The 16,389-nt window shown below is 60.1% G+C and carries 14 protein-coding genes; 4 read left to right on the forward strand and 10 right to left on the reverse strand.

The window, feature by feature from the left end:
• Positions 1–492: 492 nt before the first annotated feature.
• From G6K99_RS22090 to G6K99_RS22105, 4 genes are read right to left on the reverse strand one after another with little or no spacing between them, the layout of a single operon-like run.
• Positions 493–1,296, reverse strand: coding sequence for an ABC transporter ATP-binding protein (locus G6K99_RS22090; protein ID WP_174198031.1), 804 nt, complete (start codon positions 1,294–1,296; stop codon positions 493–495).
• A gap of 8 nt (positions 1,297–1,304) precedes the next feature.
• The gene (locus tag G6K99_RS22095; RefSeq protein ID WP_174197958.1) at positions 1,305–2,339 is read right to left on the reverse strand and encodes an iron chelate uptake ABC transporter family permease subunit; all 1,035 of its coding nucleotides are present in this window, start codon (positions 2,337–2,339) and stop codon (positions 1,305–1,307) included.
• Positions 2,340–2,341: 2 nt separating this feature from the next.
• Positions 2,342–3,385 (reverse strand): iron ABC transporter permease, encoded by a 1,044-nt coding sequence (locus tag G6K99_RS22100; RefSeq protein ID WP_174197959.1) that lies wholly within the window; start codon positions 3,383–3,385, stop codon positions 2,342–2,344.
• 2 nt (positions 3,386–3,387) lie between these two features.
• Positions 3,388–4,389 (reverse strand): iron-siderophore ABC transporter substrate-binding protein, encoded by a 1,002-nt coding sequence (locus G6K99_RS22105; RefSeq protein WP_174198032.1) that lies wholly within the window; start codon positions 4,387–4,389, stop codon positions 3,388–3,390.
• A gap of 285 nt (positions 4,390–4,674) precedes the next feature.
• Here G6K99_RS22105 and G6K99_RS22110 point away from each other — a divergent pair, with 285 nt between their 5' ends.
• Positions 4,675–6,810, forward strand: a complete 2,136-nt coding sequence (locus tag G6K99_RS22110; RefSeq protein WP_174197960.1) for a TonB-dependent siderophore receptor — start codon at positions 4,675–4,677, stop codon at positions 6,808–6,810.
• 71 nt (positions 6,811–6,881) lie between these two features.
• On the opposite strand, the gene G6K99_RS22115 is transcribed toward G6K99_RS22110, so the two are convergent.
• The 6 genes from G6K99_RS22115 to G6K99_RS22140 form a co-directional block, all read right to left on the reverse strand.
• On the reverse strand, positions 6,882–7,775 hold the full coding sequence (locus G6K99_RS22115) for a helix-turn-helix domain-containing protein (RefSeq protein ID WP_174197961.1): 894 nt from the start codon (positions 7,773–7,775) through the stop codon (positions 6,882–6,884).
• A 399-nt stretch (positions 7,776–8,174) separates the two neighbouring features.
• A complete protein-coding gene (locus G6K99_RS22120) occupies positions 8,175–8,921 on the reverse strand; it encodes an amino acid ABC transporter ATP-binding protein (RefSeq protein WP_174197962.1) in 747 nt (248 codons plus the stop codon).
• The gene (locus G6K99_RS22125) at positions 8,918–10,015 is read right to left on the reverse strand and encodes an amino acid ABC transporter permease (protein WP_174197963.1); all 1,098 of its coding nucleotides are present in this window, start codon (positions 10,013–10,015) and stop codon (positions 8,918–8,920) included. The genes G6K99_RS22120 and G6K99_RS22125 overlap by 4 nt, the downstream gene beginning before the upstream one ends.
• A complete protein-coding gene (locus G6K99_RS22130; RefSeq protein ID WP_174197964.1) occupies positions 10,012–11,163 on the reverse strand; it encodes an amino acid ABC transporter permease in 1,152 nt (383 codons plus the stop codon). Before G6K99_RS22130 ends, G6K99_RS22125 begins: the two co-directional genes overlap by 4 nt.
• 15 nt (positions 11,164–11,178) lie before the next feature.
• Complete coding sequence (locus G6K99_RS22135) at positions 11,179–12,195, reverse strand: amino acid ABC transporter substrate-binding protein (protein ID WP_174197965.1); 1,017 nt, start codon at positions 12,193–12,195, stop codon at positions 11,179–11,181.
• Between the two features lie 38 nt (positions 12,196–12,233).
• Positions 12,234–13,415, reverse strand: coding sequence for a PLP-dependent aspartate aminotransferase family protein (locus tag G6K99_RS22140; protein ID WP_174197966.1), 1,182 nt, complete (start codon positions 13,413–13,415; stop codon positions 12,234–12,236).
• A gap of 103 nt (positions 13,416–13,518) precedes the next feature.
• Here G6K99_RS22140 and G6K99_RS22145 point away from each other — a divergent pair, with 103 nt between their 5' ends.
• From G6K99_RS22145 to aztB, 3 genes are all read left to right on the forward strand, one after another.
• Positions 13,519–14,403 carry a LysR substrate-binding domain-containing protein gene (locus G6K99_RS22145; RefSeq protein ID WP_174197967.1) on the forward strand — a complete coding sequence of 295 codons (885 nt, stop codon included), beginning with the start codon at positions 13,519–13,521 and terminating at the stop codon, positions 14,401–14,403.
• A 288-nt stretch (positions 14,404–14,691) separates the two neighbouring features.
• Complete coding sequence (gene aztA, locus G6K99_RS22150) at positions 14,692–15,495, forward strand: zinc ABC transporter ATP-binding protein AztA (RefSeq protein ID WP_174197968.1); 804 nt, start codon at positions 14,692–14,694, stop codon at positions 15,493–15,495.
• Positions 15,495–16,370: a zinc ABC transporter permease AztB gene (gene aztB, locus G6K99_RS22155; protein ID WP_174198033.1), complete on the forward strand. Its 876-nt coding sequence runs from the start codon at positions 15,495–15,497 to the stop codon at positions 16,368–16,370. Before aztA ends, aztB begins: the two co-directional genes overlap by 1 nt.
• Positions 16,371–16,389 lie beyond the last annotated feature (19 nt).

Below are 16,389 nucleotides of genomic sequence, written 5' to 3' on the forward strand. Positions count from 1 at the left end.
ACCAACCTCACAATAGCTTACGTTATGCGCGGTAGAATTCCCTCTGATGTTCTTCTCCGGCCGAAAGACCTGGCTTTGCTCGACAGAGTATTTGCGCAGGCAGTGCCGATACACGACACGCATCCCGACGAGCTCGCGATGCTGCTTTCCCGCTTGTTCCAAGAAGGAATGCGAGACGAGAAGAAACTGCTGGCAGCTGCCGAAGCGTGGTTCGTGTAAGCCAACCTTGCGCCCTTTGACCCGATCGAGAGCGAGGAGGTAGCAGATGCCGTCTCGGTTACCTTCGCAAGCGGAAAGATCGAACAGTACGATCTGGTCGTCATTGCGGATGGCGTAGGCTCATCGACCCGCGAACTGGTATTCCCTCGGCAGTCTGACACAGCGTTCCTCTACTAATGAGCTGATCAACTCCCTCAGGAATCTTAGTGATTTGATCTCTAATGACCGGGTCGTAGGTTCTGGTCCCATCAAGGAGCTATATGACCTTGCCGTTCAACACCCCAAAACGCGATACCGGCCGATCGGCAGCATCATGGGACGGCCGGAGACCGGGTCGGTGATGATCTGGCTTTCGAGCCCGAATACGGCGCGGATGTTCTGTTGCGTCAGGACCTCTTCGGGGGATCCGGAGACATGGACCCGACCCTTGGCGATGGCGACCAGATGGTCGGCGTAGCGAGCGGCAAGGTTTAAGTCGTGCAGGACCATGACAACAGTCGTGCCACGCTCGCGGTTGAGATCGGTCAGAAGGTCGAGAACGTCGATCTGGTGGCTGATGTCGAGAAAGGTCGTGGGCTCGTCCAGCAACAGGATGTCGGTCTCCTGTGCCAGCGCCATGGCGATCCAGACGCGTTGGCGTTGACCGCCGGAAAGCTCGTCCACGGGTCTTTCGGCAAGTTCGGTCGTGCGTGTGGCGGTCAATGCCGCATCGACGGCTTCGTCATCCTTGCGCGTCCAACGGGAAAACAGGTTCTGGTGCGGATGTCGGCCGCGGCTAACTAGATCGGCAACCGCGATGCCCTCAGGTGCGATCGGCGACTGGGGGAGGAGGCCCATGGTCCGGGCAAGCAGCCTGGCCGACATGCGGTGGATCGACTTGCCGTCGAGCAGAACCTGACCTTCCCGCGGGGCCAGAAGCCGCGACATGGCTCTCAGCAGCGTGGACTTGCCGCAGGCATTGGCGCCGACGATGGCCGTGATCCTGCCCGGCGGGACCGTCAGGTCGAGGTCATGCAGGATGTTGCTGGTGCCGTAACCGGTCGACAGCCCGTGGGCTTCGAGCGTGTGTTCTGGCATTGCACTGTTCATAGGGCGCTTCCGGTACGGTTGACGCGTACGATCAGGTAGATGAGGTAGGGTGCGCCCAGCGCTCCGGTCACGACACCGACCGGATAACGGCTTGGCAGCAGGAACTGACCGGCGAAATCGCCAGCCAGCACCAGCACCGCCCCGATCAGAGCTGCCGGAACTAGCGGCGAACTGCTACTGCCGACGATACGCGCGGCGATTGGCCCAGACAGGAAGGCGACGAACGCGATCGGCCCCGATACGGCGGTCGCCGAGGCGATCATGCCGACGGCAGCAACCATGATCAGCATGCGGGTCCGCGCCACTCCTACGCCGAGGGCGGATGCCATATCGTCTCCGAGGCGCAGCGCTTCCAGATCGCGGCTGCGGCTGAGCAGAAGGCCGCCGAACACGGCAAGCGAAGCGAGAAGCGGGATTGCCTGGCCGAGTTGGGCACCGTTAACGCTGCCGGTCAGCCAGCGCATCGCCTCCTGCAGGTTCCAGGCCGGTGCGCTGGAGAGGATATAGGCGATGATGCTTTCCAGCATGGCCGAGATGCCGATGCCGACCAGGATAAGCCGTGTTCCGGCCACTCCGTTGCGGAAGGAGAGGCCGTAGACGAGCATGGAAACGCCGAGCCCCGCGACGACTGCGATGATTGAAACGATCGGACCGTTCAGCGACAGGACGATGATGGCAAACACCGCCGCAGCACTTGCGCCTGAGGTTATCCCGATGATGTCCGGGCTTGCCAACGGATTGCGCAACATCAGCTGGAAGGTGACGCCGCCAAGACCGAAGCTCAATCCGGCAAGAACCGACATCACAGCACGCGGCAGCCTCAGCTGTCCGACGGTAAAGGATGCGCCTCCGATCTGTTCGCCGAGCAGGACACGGATCACCTCGAGTGGTGGCGTCACGGTCTGACCGATGGCGAGGCTGAGCGCAAACAGCGCCACGACCAGCAGCGCCAGAATGGAAACCACGCTTCGGTAGCGGCGCTGTCGGCGTCGGCGATTGGCAATCAGTGTCTGCAGCGAGGTGGAAACCATCGTCAGAGTTCTCGCACGCGCTGGCGGCGTACGATCCAGATGAAGACCGGCGCTCCGATCAGCGCAGTCAGGATACCAACATCGATCTCCGCCGGCCGGGCGGCTATGCGGCCCGCAACGTCGGCGGCGATCAGTAGACAGGCGCCGCCGAGCGCCGAAAACGGCAGAAGCCAGCGGTGGTCTATCCCGACCAGCAGCCGGCAGACATGCGGCACCACAAGTCCGAGGAAGCCGATCGGGCCGCAAACGGCAGTCGTTGCGCCACAGAGAAGAATAGCGCCGATCGAGGCGGAGGCACGGGCGAAAGCGACCCGTTCGCCCAGACCGACGGCAAGCTCGTCACCCAGTGCCAGCAAATTCAGCTTGCGGGCCGACAGAAGGCTGATCGCGAAGCCGACGGCGAGAGACGGCAGGACCGGCCAGATCCTCTCTGATGTCGCCCCGCCAATGCCGCCGATCTGCCAGGACCGGATGCCGCCGGCTATATCGGCGCGCGGCAGAACCACGGCAATGACGATAGACGCAAAGGCGACTGAAGTCGCGGCCCCCGCCAGCGCCAGCTTCAACGGCGTCGCGCCGCCACGCCCGAGCGAGCCGATCGTATAGACGAACACGGCAGCGAGCGCCGCTCCTGCGATCGCCCACCAGATATACGCTCCCGCTGTCTCGATCTGAAACCCGACAATGCCGATCACCACGGCGAGCGACGCACCCATGTTGACTCCGAGGATACCGGGATCGGCAAGCGGATTGCGGGTGACGCCCTGCATCACGGCGCCGGCAAGACCAAGTGCCGAACCGGCCAAGAGACCAAGAAGCGTTCGCGGGATACGCAATGCGACGGCAGCCTGGCCGAGGCTGTCCGTTCGGCCAGCGAGAGCATCAGTGATATCGCTCCAGCTCACATCGCGTGTGCCAACCGTAACCGACAACGCACAGAGTGCGGCAAGCAGCGCCACGACACCGGCAAGCCACAGGGCGCGGTTGCGGTTCGTTAGCGCGATGGCCGATATGCGGTGTTTCGCGTCGGGGCGGCGATCCGTCATCATCAGTTTGGAGCGGTCGTGCCCGAGGCCTTGGACAATAGCGCCACGTAGTCCGTCAGCAGCCAGGAGATCGAAAGCGGCGTCGGGTTTGCGGCTGTGCCGAGCGGATTGCGGCTGAGCATGACGAGGCCGCCCTTCGCCACTGCCGGCATGCGCGAGGTCAGCGGATTGGTTTTCAGCGCATCAAAAAGCTTTTCGCCACCATAGGTGACGACGATATCGACGTCGTCGAAGGCATCGATCCGCTCGGCACTGACGGATCCGGAAAACTTGCCTGAGCGCGATGCTTCCACCACGCTTTTGGGCGAGGTCAGGCCGAGATCGGCAAAGAACTTCACGCGGGTATCGTGGGATGTGTAAAAATTGACCGTGCTGAGGTCGGTCGGGTCGAGATGGGTGATGAACATCGCCGACTTCCCCTTGATTTCCGGATGACCGGCGACCGTCTCGGCGATCTGTCCCTCGATCCTGGTGATCAGGGCCTCGCCTTCGTCCGATATGCCCATGCCGGCGCTGTTGAGACGGATCATCGCCCGCCAGTCTGTCGACCAGGGCCCGTCAGGAAAGGCAACGACTGGGGCGATCTGGCTCAGCGTGTCGTAGTCTGCCTGGCTGAGGCCGGAATAGGCGGCGAGGATCACATCTGGCCTTGTTGCCGAGACGGCCTCGAAATCGATACCATCGCCTTCGTCGAACAGGACCGGCGTACTGCCATCGAGTTCCTTCAGCCGTGCGGCCACCCAGGGCAGCACGCCGTCACCGTCATCATCGCCGAAATTCGCGCGAGCAAAGCCGACCGGCACAATACCAAGCGCCAGCGGCACTTCGTGGTTGGCCCAGGCGACGGTTGCGACACGCACGGGTTTCTTCTTGATAACAGCCGTTCCCAACGCATTTTTGAGGACGATGGGGTAGGTCTGACCGTCGGCAGCAGCCGCTACGCCCGAAAGAGAAGACAAAAGATATACGGCCGCAAATCGCACCGCCAGGAGAAAAGACCGCATCATAGGGTGACCTCCGCCTCGCTTTAAGTAGACTTCCATTTTCAGGTTCACGAGACGGCGTCAACGAGAAGCCGACAGATGCGCAGATCTTGGCCTGCAATTTCCGTGGTTTTTTACAATTTACGAAAAAAATACAATACTGGACAACGCTTCTCAAGTTATCAGCGTTGCAGGGGACATTTCTGGTAAGACAATTTGCTGCGGCCAAAGCATTTCAAGTGCTTGGGCGGGTAACGATTTTGCGGCCTTCCCCTAAAAGATCACGCCAACCTTGGAATTCGGAATATGGATATGGATATAGCAGGCCGCCGCGCGTACCGGATTACCACTCGTTCCTCGAAAGCTGTCCTTCTCGCTTGTACGGCGCTTGTCTCCGTGTCGCCAACCATGTTGGCCGCGCAGGAAGCCGGCAATTCGGCTTCCAATACAACCTTGGCGCCGATCGTGATCAGCGGAAGTGGCACGACGCTCGATACGAGTAACGATTCCCAATCGATCGTCGCGACGGAGACTACTGCAGTCGGCAGAATGCCGACCGATATACTCGTTGCGCCGGCATCCATCTCTGTCATCACCTCGAAGGAGATCGAGGAGCGCGGCGCCGACAGCGTCGAGAAGGTGGTGCAGTACACGGCTGGTGTGGTGACCGACTATTATGGCGGTGACGATCGTTACGACTATATCGATATTCGCGGTTTCACGCCTTACACCTACCGTGACGGGCTGGCGATCGGTCGCACATTCGGCGGCGTCAAGGAAGAACCCTATGCCTATGAGCGCATCGAGGTTCTAAAGGGCACGAGTTCTTCGGGTTTCGGCGCGGCCGAACCGGGCGGCGCAGTGAATTACGTGACGAAGTTGCCGAAGACCGAACGCTTCGGAGAGGTCTATGCCACCGGCGGCTCGTTCAGCCACAAGGAAGGTGGCTTCGACTTCGGCGACAATCTGACCGAAGACGATACGCTGTCCTACCGTCTCACCGGCAAGTTCCAGAATGCCGATGCGGAATACGATTATTCCAAGGACAACGAGAAGTTCCTGATGGGCGGCCTCACATGGCGCCCGACCGATCTTACTAGCCTGTCCTTCGTTTTCGATCATCTCGACAAGGACGGCATTCCGGGCAGCGGCGGTCAGCCGATCGGGTCGGACTTTGATCGCGACAAGTTCTTCGGTGAGCCGGACTATTACTTCCTGACCACCAACCGCAATTTCTACAGCCTGATGTTCGACCACGACTTCGACAACGGACTGAGCTTCGGTTCGAAAGCGCGCTACAGCAATTCTGATACCGCGTTCGGAAGCGCCTATCTGTCCAATACGCGTACCGACGGCTCTAACCTTGCGGATCGCTACTTCTTTGGAAGTGATACCTCTACCGAGCAATTCGTTGTCGATGCGCACCTGATGTACGAAAAGGATTTCGACAATGTCGAGAGCCGGACGCTTGTCGGCATCGATTACAACAACTTCAAGTCGGACAATTACGGCCTTTACGATACGAGTGCACCGCCGATCAGCACCACAGATCCGGTCTATACCGGGGGACCGGTTTCGACTGTCCCAACCTACGGTACCGCAAACGACCAGAAGACGACGGGTCTGTACCTGCAGCAGGATCTGACCTTCTGGGACAAGCTCACCACCAGTGTCGGCGTCCGAAACGATTGGTTCGATCTGAGTCAGGACGATCTTTTCTCGAGCGCATCGGATTCCGACACGCAGAGCAAGTTCACCAAGCGGTTCGGCGTAAGCTACAAGATCACCGAGGAATTCGCAGCCTTCGCAAGCTATGCCGAGTCAGCTGCACCTCCCGGCATCGGTACCGAGCCCACGACTGGACGCCAGTATGAGGTCGGCATCAAGTACCGTCCGGAAGCCTTCCCTGCGCTGTTCACGGCGTCCGTCTATGACCTGACGAAGAGCAATATCACCGTCTACGACAGCGTCACCTATCTGCCGTCGACAGTCGAAAAGGTCCGCCACCGCGGTTTCGAACTTGAAGCCAAGGCAGAAGTGACCGAGAGCATCGACGTCATCGCAGCCTATAGCTATATCGACTCCAAGATCGACGAGCCCGGTGGCGTCAATGACGGCAATCGCCTGATGCGCGTACCCAATCACCTGGCATCTGTGTGGACGACCTACACGCTGGACGGCGCGGGCGCTCGCGGCGACATGACGTTCGGCGTCGGCGGTCGATACATGGACTCCTACTTCCTCGACCTTGCCAATAGCGGCTCGTCGGAAAGCGCCTTCGTTTTCGATGCCTCCTTCACCTACAAGATCCAGAAGAATACGACGTTCCAGCTCAACATGAGCAACGTGTTCGACGAGAAGCATATTGCCAGCCAGGACAGCGGCGGCGTCTATTACAATCCCGGCCGTACCGTTATGGCGACGCTGCGCCAGACCTGGTAACGCGGAACTCGAAACGACAAAGCCCACGCGCCTGAAAGCGCGTGGGCTTTTCCTTTGGGATGATCGCGTGGCTAGCGAACCTGCAGCATCCGCCGCCACGCCGCGGGGGTCTCGCCAGCAACCTGCCGGAATGCCTTGGTGAAATGCGCCTGGTCGGAGAAACCGAGCTGTGCAGCAATGCCTGCAACTCTCAGGTCGTTGTCGAGCAGCAGTTTCTTGGCAAGATCGATCCGCCTGGCAAGCTGCCATTGGAGCGGGGTCTTGCCTGTCGTCTGCTTGAAGACGTTGGCAAACCAGCTTTCAGACAGGCCGACGGTGGCCGCCATTTCAGCGACGGTCATCCGGCAGTCGCCAAGCCCGTCGATGCGGGCTGCAAGCTTGTTCATCTGCGCCTGGGTCAGACGGCCGTCGGCTTTACCAGCACCCTGTTCGGAGATCTCGAGCAGTCCGGTGACGATGCTGCCGACCAAGCTTTCCGCATAGACCTCATGGCGGGAGGGATTGTCCAGTTCTTCGGCAAGCAGACCGGCAAGCACCTGCAGTCCCGGTGCATCCTGTAATTCCGCTGGCTGCTTCAGCGCCGACATGGCGGCAGCCTGCCCGACCGATGGCGACAGGAAGCGCAGCAGACGGTCTTTATGAATATGCAGGTTGAGATGCGAGAAGCGATGAAGTGACGTGCTCGTCGTCCACATCGGCACGCCCGCCGGAATGTAGATTGCCCGGTTCAAGGGCCGGTGATTCCGCTCGAAATCGCCATTCTGGTTCGAAATGCGGACCCTCGATGACACGTCGTCGAAGAAGATCATGATGCGCGGATCGGCGGCGAGGTAATAGCCGTTGGCGCCTACCTGGCTTTCCGCCTCCCAGAGAGCGCCGACCATACCGTCGAAGCGTCTCCATCTGACCGGGGAGATCACCCGAATGCCATCCGTGCGCCAAACCATGGAATGCCAGAAATTCACAGGGCACACAGCTCCTAACAGCTCGCTTTGCGCAGCAACGCGAGCGCGGGTTTACCACAACATGACAAATACCATTTTTTGGAGATGTTCATCAACGAAGAAGACTCCTCCCCGGATGGCTTCGTGTCTAAGGCCCACTCATCCCATGAGGCACTTGGCAGAACAGCGGCAATCCTCCTCCAGCCGTCGTTCGATTACCCGACAAGCCTGCAGCTCCTCGCGCGGCCGGCTTTTTCGTTCTTCAGGTACGCGAACAATGCCGAAAGGATGTCTTCGGGCAATTGTTTCGGCTGGACAGCGCTATGCCGTCTCGAAGGTTCGTGTCCGATCAAGGCGGCCGATCGGACGTTCTGTGTAGGGCGCGACTCCGTTCGATTTTTAAGTTTGGCAATGACACATTCAGTGCATGATGTTAGCCAGAAATCGCCGGGTGCTGGGTTGGGACGGAGCGTCGAAAAACGCGCTGGGCTCATTGACCTCGATCACCTCTCCTGCTTCCATGAACACGACACGGTCTGCCACCTTTCGTGCGAAGCCCATCTCATGGGTCACGACGATCATGGTCATCCCTTCTTCCGCAAGCGCGACCATGGTGTCGAGAACTTCCTTCACCATTTCCGGATCCAACGCCGAGGTGGGCTCGTCAAACAGCATGATCTTTGGCGTCATGCACAGGGCCCTGGCGATCGCCACGCGCTGCTGCTGCCCTCCGGACAGCTGACCTGGATATTTGTCGGCCTGTTCCGGGATCCGGACCTTGCCGAGAAAATGCATGGCCATGTCCTCCGCTTCCCGTCGCCGCTTGCCGCGGGACAGGATCTGGGGCAGGGCACAGTTCTCCTTGACCGTCAGGTGCGGGAAAAGGTTGAAGTGCTGGAACACCATCCCGACCTCGCGCCGGATCGCATCCAGGTTCTTGACGCTGTCGCCGAGCGGGATGCCATTGACGGAAATGCGGCCCCGCTGGTGCTCTTCCAGCCGGTTGATGCAGCGGATGAGGGTGGATTTCCCGGAGCCGGAGGGGCCGCAGACGACGATCCGCTCCCCCGTCGCGACGGTGAGGTCGATGTTCTTCAGGACGTGGAAGCTGCCATACCATTTGTCGAGGGCAGCCACTTCGATTGCGTTCAGGTGGTTCGAGGTCATCGGTAGCCCCGGGATTGCACGCGGATTTCAAGCCAGCGGCTGTAGTTGGATATGCCGAAGCAGATCAGGAAATAGATCAAGGCAACAAAGACGTAGCTCTCCACGTAAGGAGCGCCCCACACCGGGTCGGTGGCCGCAACGCGGGCAGCGCTCAGCATGTCGAAGACACCGACGATCAGCACGAGGCTGGTGTTCTTTACCATCACGATCGCCGTGTTGGTCAAAGGAGGAATGACCTTCTGCAGCGCCTGCGGGAGGACGATGTGCCACACCGCTTTCCAGCCGGGGATGCCCAAAGCCCTGGCGGCCTCGATCTGACCGGCGGCGACACCCTGCAGGCCGCCGCGGATCACTTCCGCCAGATAGGCGGCGGCAAACACCGTCAGCGCTGCCAGCGTGCGCCCGAGCTTGTCGATCGACCATCCTGCCGGCAGAAGCAGCGGCAACAGGATGGAGGCCACAAACAGCAGCCCCACCAGCGGAAGGCCGCGGACCAGCTCGATCGTCATCAGGGACAACATGCGTGGGATCGGCAGCGACGACCGTCTTCCGAGCGCCAGGAAGACTGCGAAGGGAAAGCCGAGGCCGAGCGACAGCAAGGCAAGCAGCAGGGTCACCGGCAGTCCGCCCCAGCTCGATGTCGGTACCGGCGTCATGCCGAGGAAGCCGCCCCACATCAGACTGAGCATGACGGCCACGGACGCGACCCAGACAGCGATCAGTCTCTGGCCCCAGAGCCGGGGCGAGAGCGAGGCAAGGATCATCGCAAGGATCAATCCCATGACCAGAAGCGGTCGCCATTGCTCGTCCGGCGGATAGACACCAAACATGATGAAGCGGAATTTCGCCGCGATGAAGGCCCAGCAGGCACCGGCTTCGCGGCAGGCGGAGGGATCGTCGGTGGCCCATACCGCGTCCAGCACCGCCCAGTTCAGTGCCGGGATCATCAGGATCATCAGGAAACCGGTGGAGACGGTCAGTACCGATGCCACCAGATCGCCGAAGAAAAGCTGCAGCAGGGGCCTTCGCGGTGGCCTTGGCGGAGCGGATGGCTCGATATGGACAGCTGTTGAGGCGACATCAATGACGGTCATCGTGCCTCCACCAACGCGACATGCGCATTGTACCAGTTCATCAACAGCGACACGGCAATGCTGATGGTCAGGAAGATGCCAAGCAGCAAGCCGATGCTCTCGATCGCCTGGCCGGTCTGGTTGATCACCGTGCCGACCACGAGGCCAAGCTCCGGGTAACCGACTGCCAGCGCAAGCGTGGTGTTTTTGACGGTCGACAAATACTGCGATGTCATCGGGGGAATGATGATGCGCAGTGCCTGCGGGATGATGATCTTGGTGAGCGTATGCCGTTCCGACAGCCCGATCGCGCGTCCGGCCTCCCACTGCCCGATCGACACGGCGTCGATGCCGCCGCGGATGATCTCTCCGATGAAGGCGGAGGTGTAGATCACCAGGCCGAGCATGAGGGCGGCAAATTCCGGCGACAGACGCAGCCCGCCCGTGAAGTTGAACCCCCGCATTTCGGGAAGGCTGATCACGGCACTTGGCTGGAGAAGCAGCGCCGCGCCGAGGGCAACGACGGCCGTAAGCCCAAAAAGCGCCAGAACGGGATGGCGGTCATGCAACCGGCCTGTTCCCATCATGAGGTGACGCAAGCGCCAAGCGCCCAAGGTCAAGAGGATGACGAGGCCGATCATCAGCCAGGCCATGGCGTCCAGTTCGAGTGCGGGAATGTAGAAGCCCCTCAGCGACAGGAAGACGCCGGGTAGGGGATTATAGGCCTCGCGCGGCGCCGGCAGCGCTGTGGTTGCAAGCGCGTACCAGAACAGCAGGTGCACGATCAGCGGCATGTTGCGCATGGTCGTGACGAAGACGCCGGCGACACCCGATGTCAGCGGGTGCTTCGATCGCCGCGCCAGTCCGACAAGCAAGCCAAGCGCCGTCGACAGGAAGATCGCGAGGGCCGATATCGCCAGCGTGTTGCCGACGCCCGTGACGTAAGCCCAGAGGAAGGTGTCGGAGGGGTCGTAGGGCAGGACGCTTTCCGAGATCGGGAAATTGGCGCGACGCCAGAGGAAGTCGAAGCCGACCCTGATCCCGCGGGCATCGAGGTTCGTGACGGTGTTGTTTACAAGCCAGAGGAGGAGGGCGGCAAAGCCGCCCAGCAGAAGGATCTGCCCGCCCCAGCTTCTGAACCGTCTGTTATCGAGAACAGCGGAAATCATGATCGACACCAATCGCTATTGAAAGGCCATCGGGAACATCAGCCCGCCATCGGAAAACAGCCTGTTGGGGCCGCGTTCGATCTTGAGAGGACTGCCGGCGCCAAGGTTGCGGTCGAACATTTCGCCATAGTTTCCGAGCTGCTTGACGATATTGTAGGCGAACTTGTCATCGAGCCCGAGCGCCTTGCCGTTACCGGGCTCGACGCCGAGGAAGCGCTTTACCCGCGGGTCGTCCGAGCCCATCATTTCGTCGATGTTGGCCTGGGTGATGCCGTAGAGCTCCGCATTGAGGAGTGCCTGGATCGACCAGTTGACGATATCCGTCCAGTTGTCGTCGCCGTGGCGCACGGCCGGTGTCAGGGCATCCATATACTTGGTCGCCGGGAAGATGACGTAGTCGTCGGGCTTGTCGGATTGCGTGGCGCGAACGGAAGCAAGCGCCGCCGCATCGGTGATGAGGGCGTCGCAGCGGCCGGAGAAGAAGGCCTGGCGGGTGGCGGCAACGTTGTCGAACACGACCGGATTGAGCCGCAGGTTCAGCTTGGTGGACACATCGTTGACAACGACCTCGGTGGTCGAGCCGGTCTGAACGCAGACGGATGCCCCTGTCATCTCTTCCACTTTGGTCACGCCGGATGCCTTTGCGACCATGAAGCCTGTGAACTCGTAGTAGGTCGGCGTGGTGAAATTGATGCCGTTTGCATCGCGCTGCAGCGTCCATGTGAGGGTGCGGGGGAGGATGTCGATTTCGCCGGTCTGAAGCGCCGGAATGCGCTGCTGACCGCTCAAGGGGACGAACTCGACCTTGTCCTTGTCGCCGAAGATGGCGACTGCCACCGCGCGGCAGGTTTCGACGTCGAGGCCGGTCCAGTGGCCTTTGTCATCAGGGGATCCAAACCCAATGGTGCCCTGACTTGCACCGCAGATAATGCGACCTCTCTCCTTTACCTTGTCGAGCGTTGGTCCTGCGTGTGCCGTCGTCGCCATCAGTGTGCCGACGACTGCCACAATGCCGATTGTCCAGTTTTTCATGTTGTCGTTCCCTTTGTTGTTTTTGGTTCGTGATTTGCTCAGACAGCCTTCTTCACGGCGGGCGCTGTCGCGATCGCTTCGATGATCGGCTCGAGGTCTGCCCAGAGATCGTCTTCATCTTCCAGACCCACGTTGATCCTCAAGATCGTGCCGGGATGGGCATGAGCGTCAGTCGCGCGGGTGATGGTCATCGGTGCAAGAAGGCTGTGGGTGCCGCCCCAGGAGGCGCCGATCGAGAAGGTCTGCGCCGCCGTCAGGAGGTCGGGGAGAGCAGCCTCGGCGTGCGGGGGAATGACAAGGCTGAACACGCCGCTTGCGCCGGCAAAGTCTCGCTGGAAGAATTCATGGCCGGCAGCGCCGGGGAGGGCTGGATGAAGCACCAGTTCCGGCGCAACGCGGTCCGCAATTTTCCGGGCAAAATCCAGGGCAACCCGGCCGCAATGGGCAAGCCGCACGCCCATGGTCTCCAAGCCGCGAAGCGCCAGCGCGCAATCATCAGGCGAAACCCCCATCCCGATCATCCGCATGGTGTCCTTCAGCCTCTTGTGGAGCGCGATGTCCTTGACCGCGATCGAGCCCATGAGAAGGTCGGAATGGCCGCCGACATATTTCGTCAGCGCCATCGACGAGAAGTCCATGTCATGGGCGAGCGGCTTGAAGTAGAGCGGAGTCGCCCAGGTGTTGTCGCAGCCGGTCAGAACGCCGCGGGATTTTGCGGCCGCGACGATGGCGGGAATATCCTGGATCTCCATCGTCGTAGACCCGGGCGATTCCGTCCAGATCAGCTTGACGGTGTCGTCGATAAGGGTTGCGATGCCGGAGCCGATCATGGGGTCATAGATGCGGTAGGAGATGCCGCGCGGCTTCAGGTAGTTCTCGCAGAAGCCCGCCACCGGCGGATAGGCGCTGTCGGGAATGAGAACCGTGTCGCCGGGCATCAGTGCAGAGAGGAAAACCACAGTGATGGCGGCTTGTCCCGAGGGAACGAGAACTGTCCGAAGCCCCTGCTCCAGAGCCGTGATCGATGCCTCGAGCGTGCGGGAGGTCGGTGTCCCGTGGAGGCCGTAGGTGTAGCCGTCGGGGCCTCGCTTGGAGCGGTTGGCATAGGCTTCTGCGCTGTCGAAGACGATTGTCGATGCCCGGTAGGTTGGTGTTGCAAGGCTCGCAAAACCTTGGTGGGAAACTTCGGGCCGCTTTACGCAGAGCGTCTTGTCACGCATGAACTGTCCTCATTGGATATTTTCCAACAGTCTAAGCAGGAGCGAGGTAGACAAACAATTGACCAGAGGATCTAAGTCTATGCATAAACCGTATAGGTGAGGGATGAACTTCCGTCAGATTGAGGCCTTTCGCGCCGTCATCATCAGTGGCACCGTCTCGCGCGCAGCCGAACTCATGGGCGTGACGCAACCGAATGTCAGCCGCCTGATTGGCGAACTGGAAGACTCTGTTGGATTTGCGTTGTTTGACCGAGTTAAGGGGCGGTTGATTTCGACTCCGGAAGGACAGGCATTCTACCGCGATGTCGATGCCAGCTTCAAAGGGCTTGATCTGCTGCGCTCATCCGCGGCTCGGATCCGGGATTTCGGTTCGGGGCAGATCCGCGTGGCAAGTCTTGCCGCTGCTGGATCAACGATCGTGCCGCGTGCAGTGAAACGGTTTCGGGAAAGCTACCCCGCGGCGATCGTGACGCTCAGCATCATGTCATCTGCTGCTGTACGCAACCATATTGTCGATGGCGATTTTGATCTCGGTCTCGCGGCCGATGAAGTCGACTTGTCAGGCGTCGAACATCAGGTCTTCGGTAGCTTCCCGGCGCTATGCGCCATCCCGCCAGGCCATCCTCTGGTAAAACGAGACGTTGTCCGGCCGGAGGACTTTCATGAAGTGGATTACATAGCGTTGTCGGCAGAGGATCGGGCTCGGCTCCAATTCGAGCGTCTCTGCGCCGAAGCAGGATCCAGACCTAATCTTGTAATTGAGACCCCTTTTGCCATCACGGCCTGCGCACTCGCGCTTGAGGGAGTAGGCCTGGCAATCGTCAACCCACTTGCTATCGATGGTTTTGCTCAGCGCGGCCTGATTTTTCGACCCTTCGAGCCCTCGGTCTACTTCAAGAGCTATCTATTGTTTCGGCCGGATATGCAAAAGGCGAGCCTCGTGCGAGCCTTTGTCACGGCACTGATGGCAGTTCGTAACGCAAGATAGGAACTGCTACTGGTCCTCGCCGCTGCGAATGCAGGGTGGTTTGCGGACTCTGTGCGGATAAGTGCCCTCTTTCCAGCGCAGGTCCCGGTGGAAGGCAAAATACATTTCATCGAAGTGGTTCGTGAAACATCGACACCGCGACCCCTGGCCGTTTGCCCTGTTTTCTAAAAACGTCGAACTTCGTTTTGTCCAGGGTTGCGTCCTTTCTTCCAAGTCGGTAAACGTAATAACATTACATTAACGAGCAGCGCGTTGCTCGCCATGCGCCGCGGGAGATAGACAGTAGTCGTGACTGAAGCATGCCTTACCTTTGACAATCTGACCTTGGGCTACAATCGCCATCCTGCTGTGCATCACATGACCGGTGTCGTACGCAAAGGAAGCCTCGTGGCCGTTGTTGGCGGGAACGGATCGGGTAAATCGACCCTGATGAAGGGTATCGTTGGTCTATTGCGACCTATGAGTGGTACGTGCTCGATAGCACCGGGCACCCGCTTCGCCTATCTGCCACAGCTTTCCGAGCTGGATCGCTCTTTTCCAGCTCGTGTGCTTGACCTTGTGTCGCTCGGTCTCTGGCCCAAAAGGGGTCTTTTGGGTCGTCATAGCGCAGAAGACAGGCAAGCGGTGACGCAAGCGTTGCTGTCCGTCGGCCTGGAAGGGTTCGAGAAGCGTTCCATCGACACACTTTCGGGAGGACAGATGCAGCGAGCGTTGTTCGCGCGTGTCCTCGTGCAAGATGCTGATCTCATTCTGCTTGACGAACCATTCAACGCTGTCGACTCCAGGACGCTTACCGACCTGATAGCGCTCATCAAGCACTGGCAGGATCAAAGGCGCACTGTCATGGTCGTCGTGCATGACCTTGATCTGGTGCGCGAGCATTTTCCCGAGGCGCTTCTTCTGGCGCGGCGGTCGATTGCGTGGGGTGAGGCGCGTCAGACACTCTCTGCCGAAAATCTTCTTCGCGCACGCCAGTTCGGCGAGGCATGGGACGAGAACGCTCCATGGTGTGGGCAACCAGCTCATCACCTGCATGAGACAATGATCGGTCATGACGGCATCGCGGCGTCACCGGCACGTGGCGGGATGTAATCGATATGCTCTATGAGACGCTGATACTACCGTTCGTAGAATTCGGGTTCCTGCAAAGGGCGCTGTTTGGCGCATTCATGTTGTCGCTCAGCGCTTGCCCGGTCGGCGTCTTCCTCATGTTGCGCCGCATGAGCCTGACTGGCGACGCAATGGCGCATGCGATCTTGCCTGGTGCAGCTGCCGGCTTTCTGCTTTACGGCCTTGAGATCGTTCCTATGACCATCGGTGGTTTGATTGCCGGCGTGGTCGTAGCACTGGGTGCCGGCGCCGTCGCCCGGTTCACGATCCAGAAAGAAGACGCCTCTATGGCCGCCTTTTATCTGATTTCACTCTCGCTTGGCGTGCTCATGGTTTCTTTGCGGGGCTCAAGTGTCGATCTTATGCACGTCCTGTTCGGAACGGTGCTGGCGCTGAACAATGATGCCTTAATCCTGATCGCCATGGTGTCGGTGATGACGCTTTGTGCTCTCGGAGTTTTCGGACGGGCGCTGGTGGCTGAATGTATGGACCCCTTGTTTTTCCGCTCCGTGTCACGCCTGGGCTCGCCGGTCCATTTCCTCTTCCTTGGTCTCGTCGTGACCAATCTCGTCGCTGGCTTCCAGGCGCTTGGCACCTTGCTTGCGGTCGGATTGATGATCCTGCCTGCGGCTGGCGCACGCTTCTGGACGCAAAGCGTTGCAACGATGTGCCTGTTGTCGGTTGCGATCGGGTTGTTTTCCTCGGCCGTCGGCCTCCTGTTATCCTACCACGCATCCTTGCCATCAGGACCGGCGATCATGTTATCGGCAGGCTCTGTCTACTTTTTCTCCGTCATCGCAAGCCCTCGCGGCCTGCTTTTGTCGCACCTGCGGCGCACCGCTCACCGCAGCGCCTGAACCGTCCCAGCACTGGATA

This window comes from Neorhizobium sp. AL 9.2.2, from assembly GCF_013317225.1.
Lineage (GTDB): Bacteria > Pseudomonadota > Alphaproteobacteria > Rhizobiales > Rhizobiaceae > Neorhizobium > Neorhizobium soli.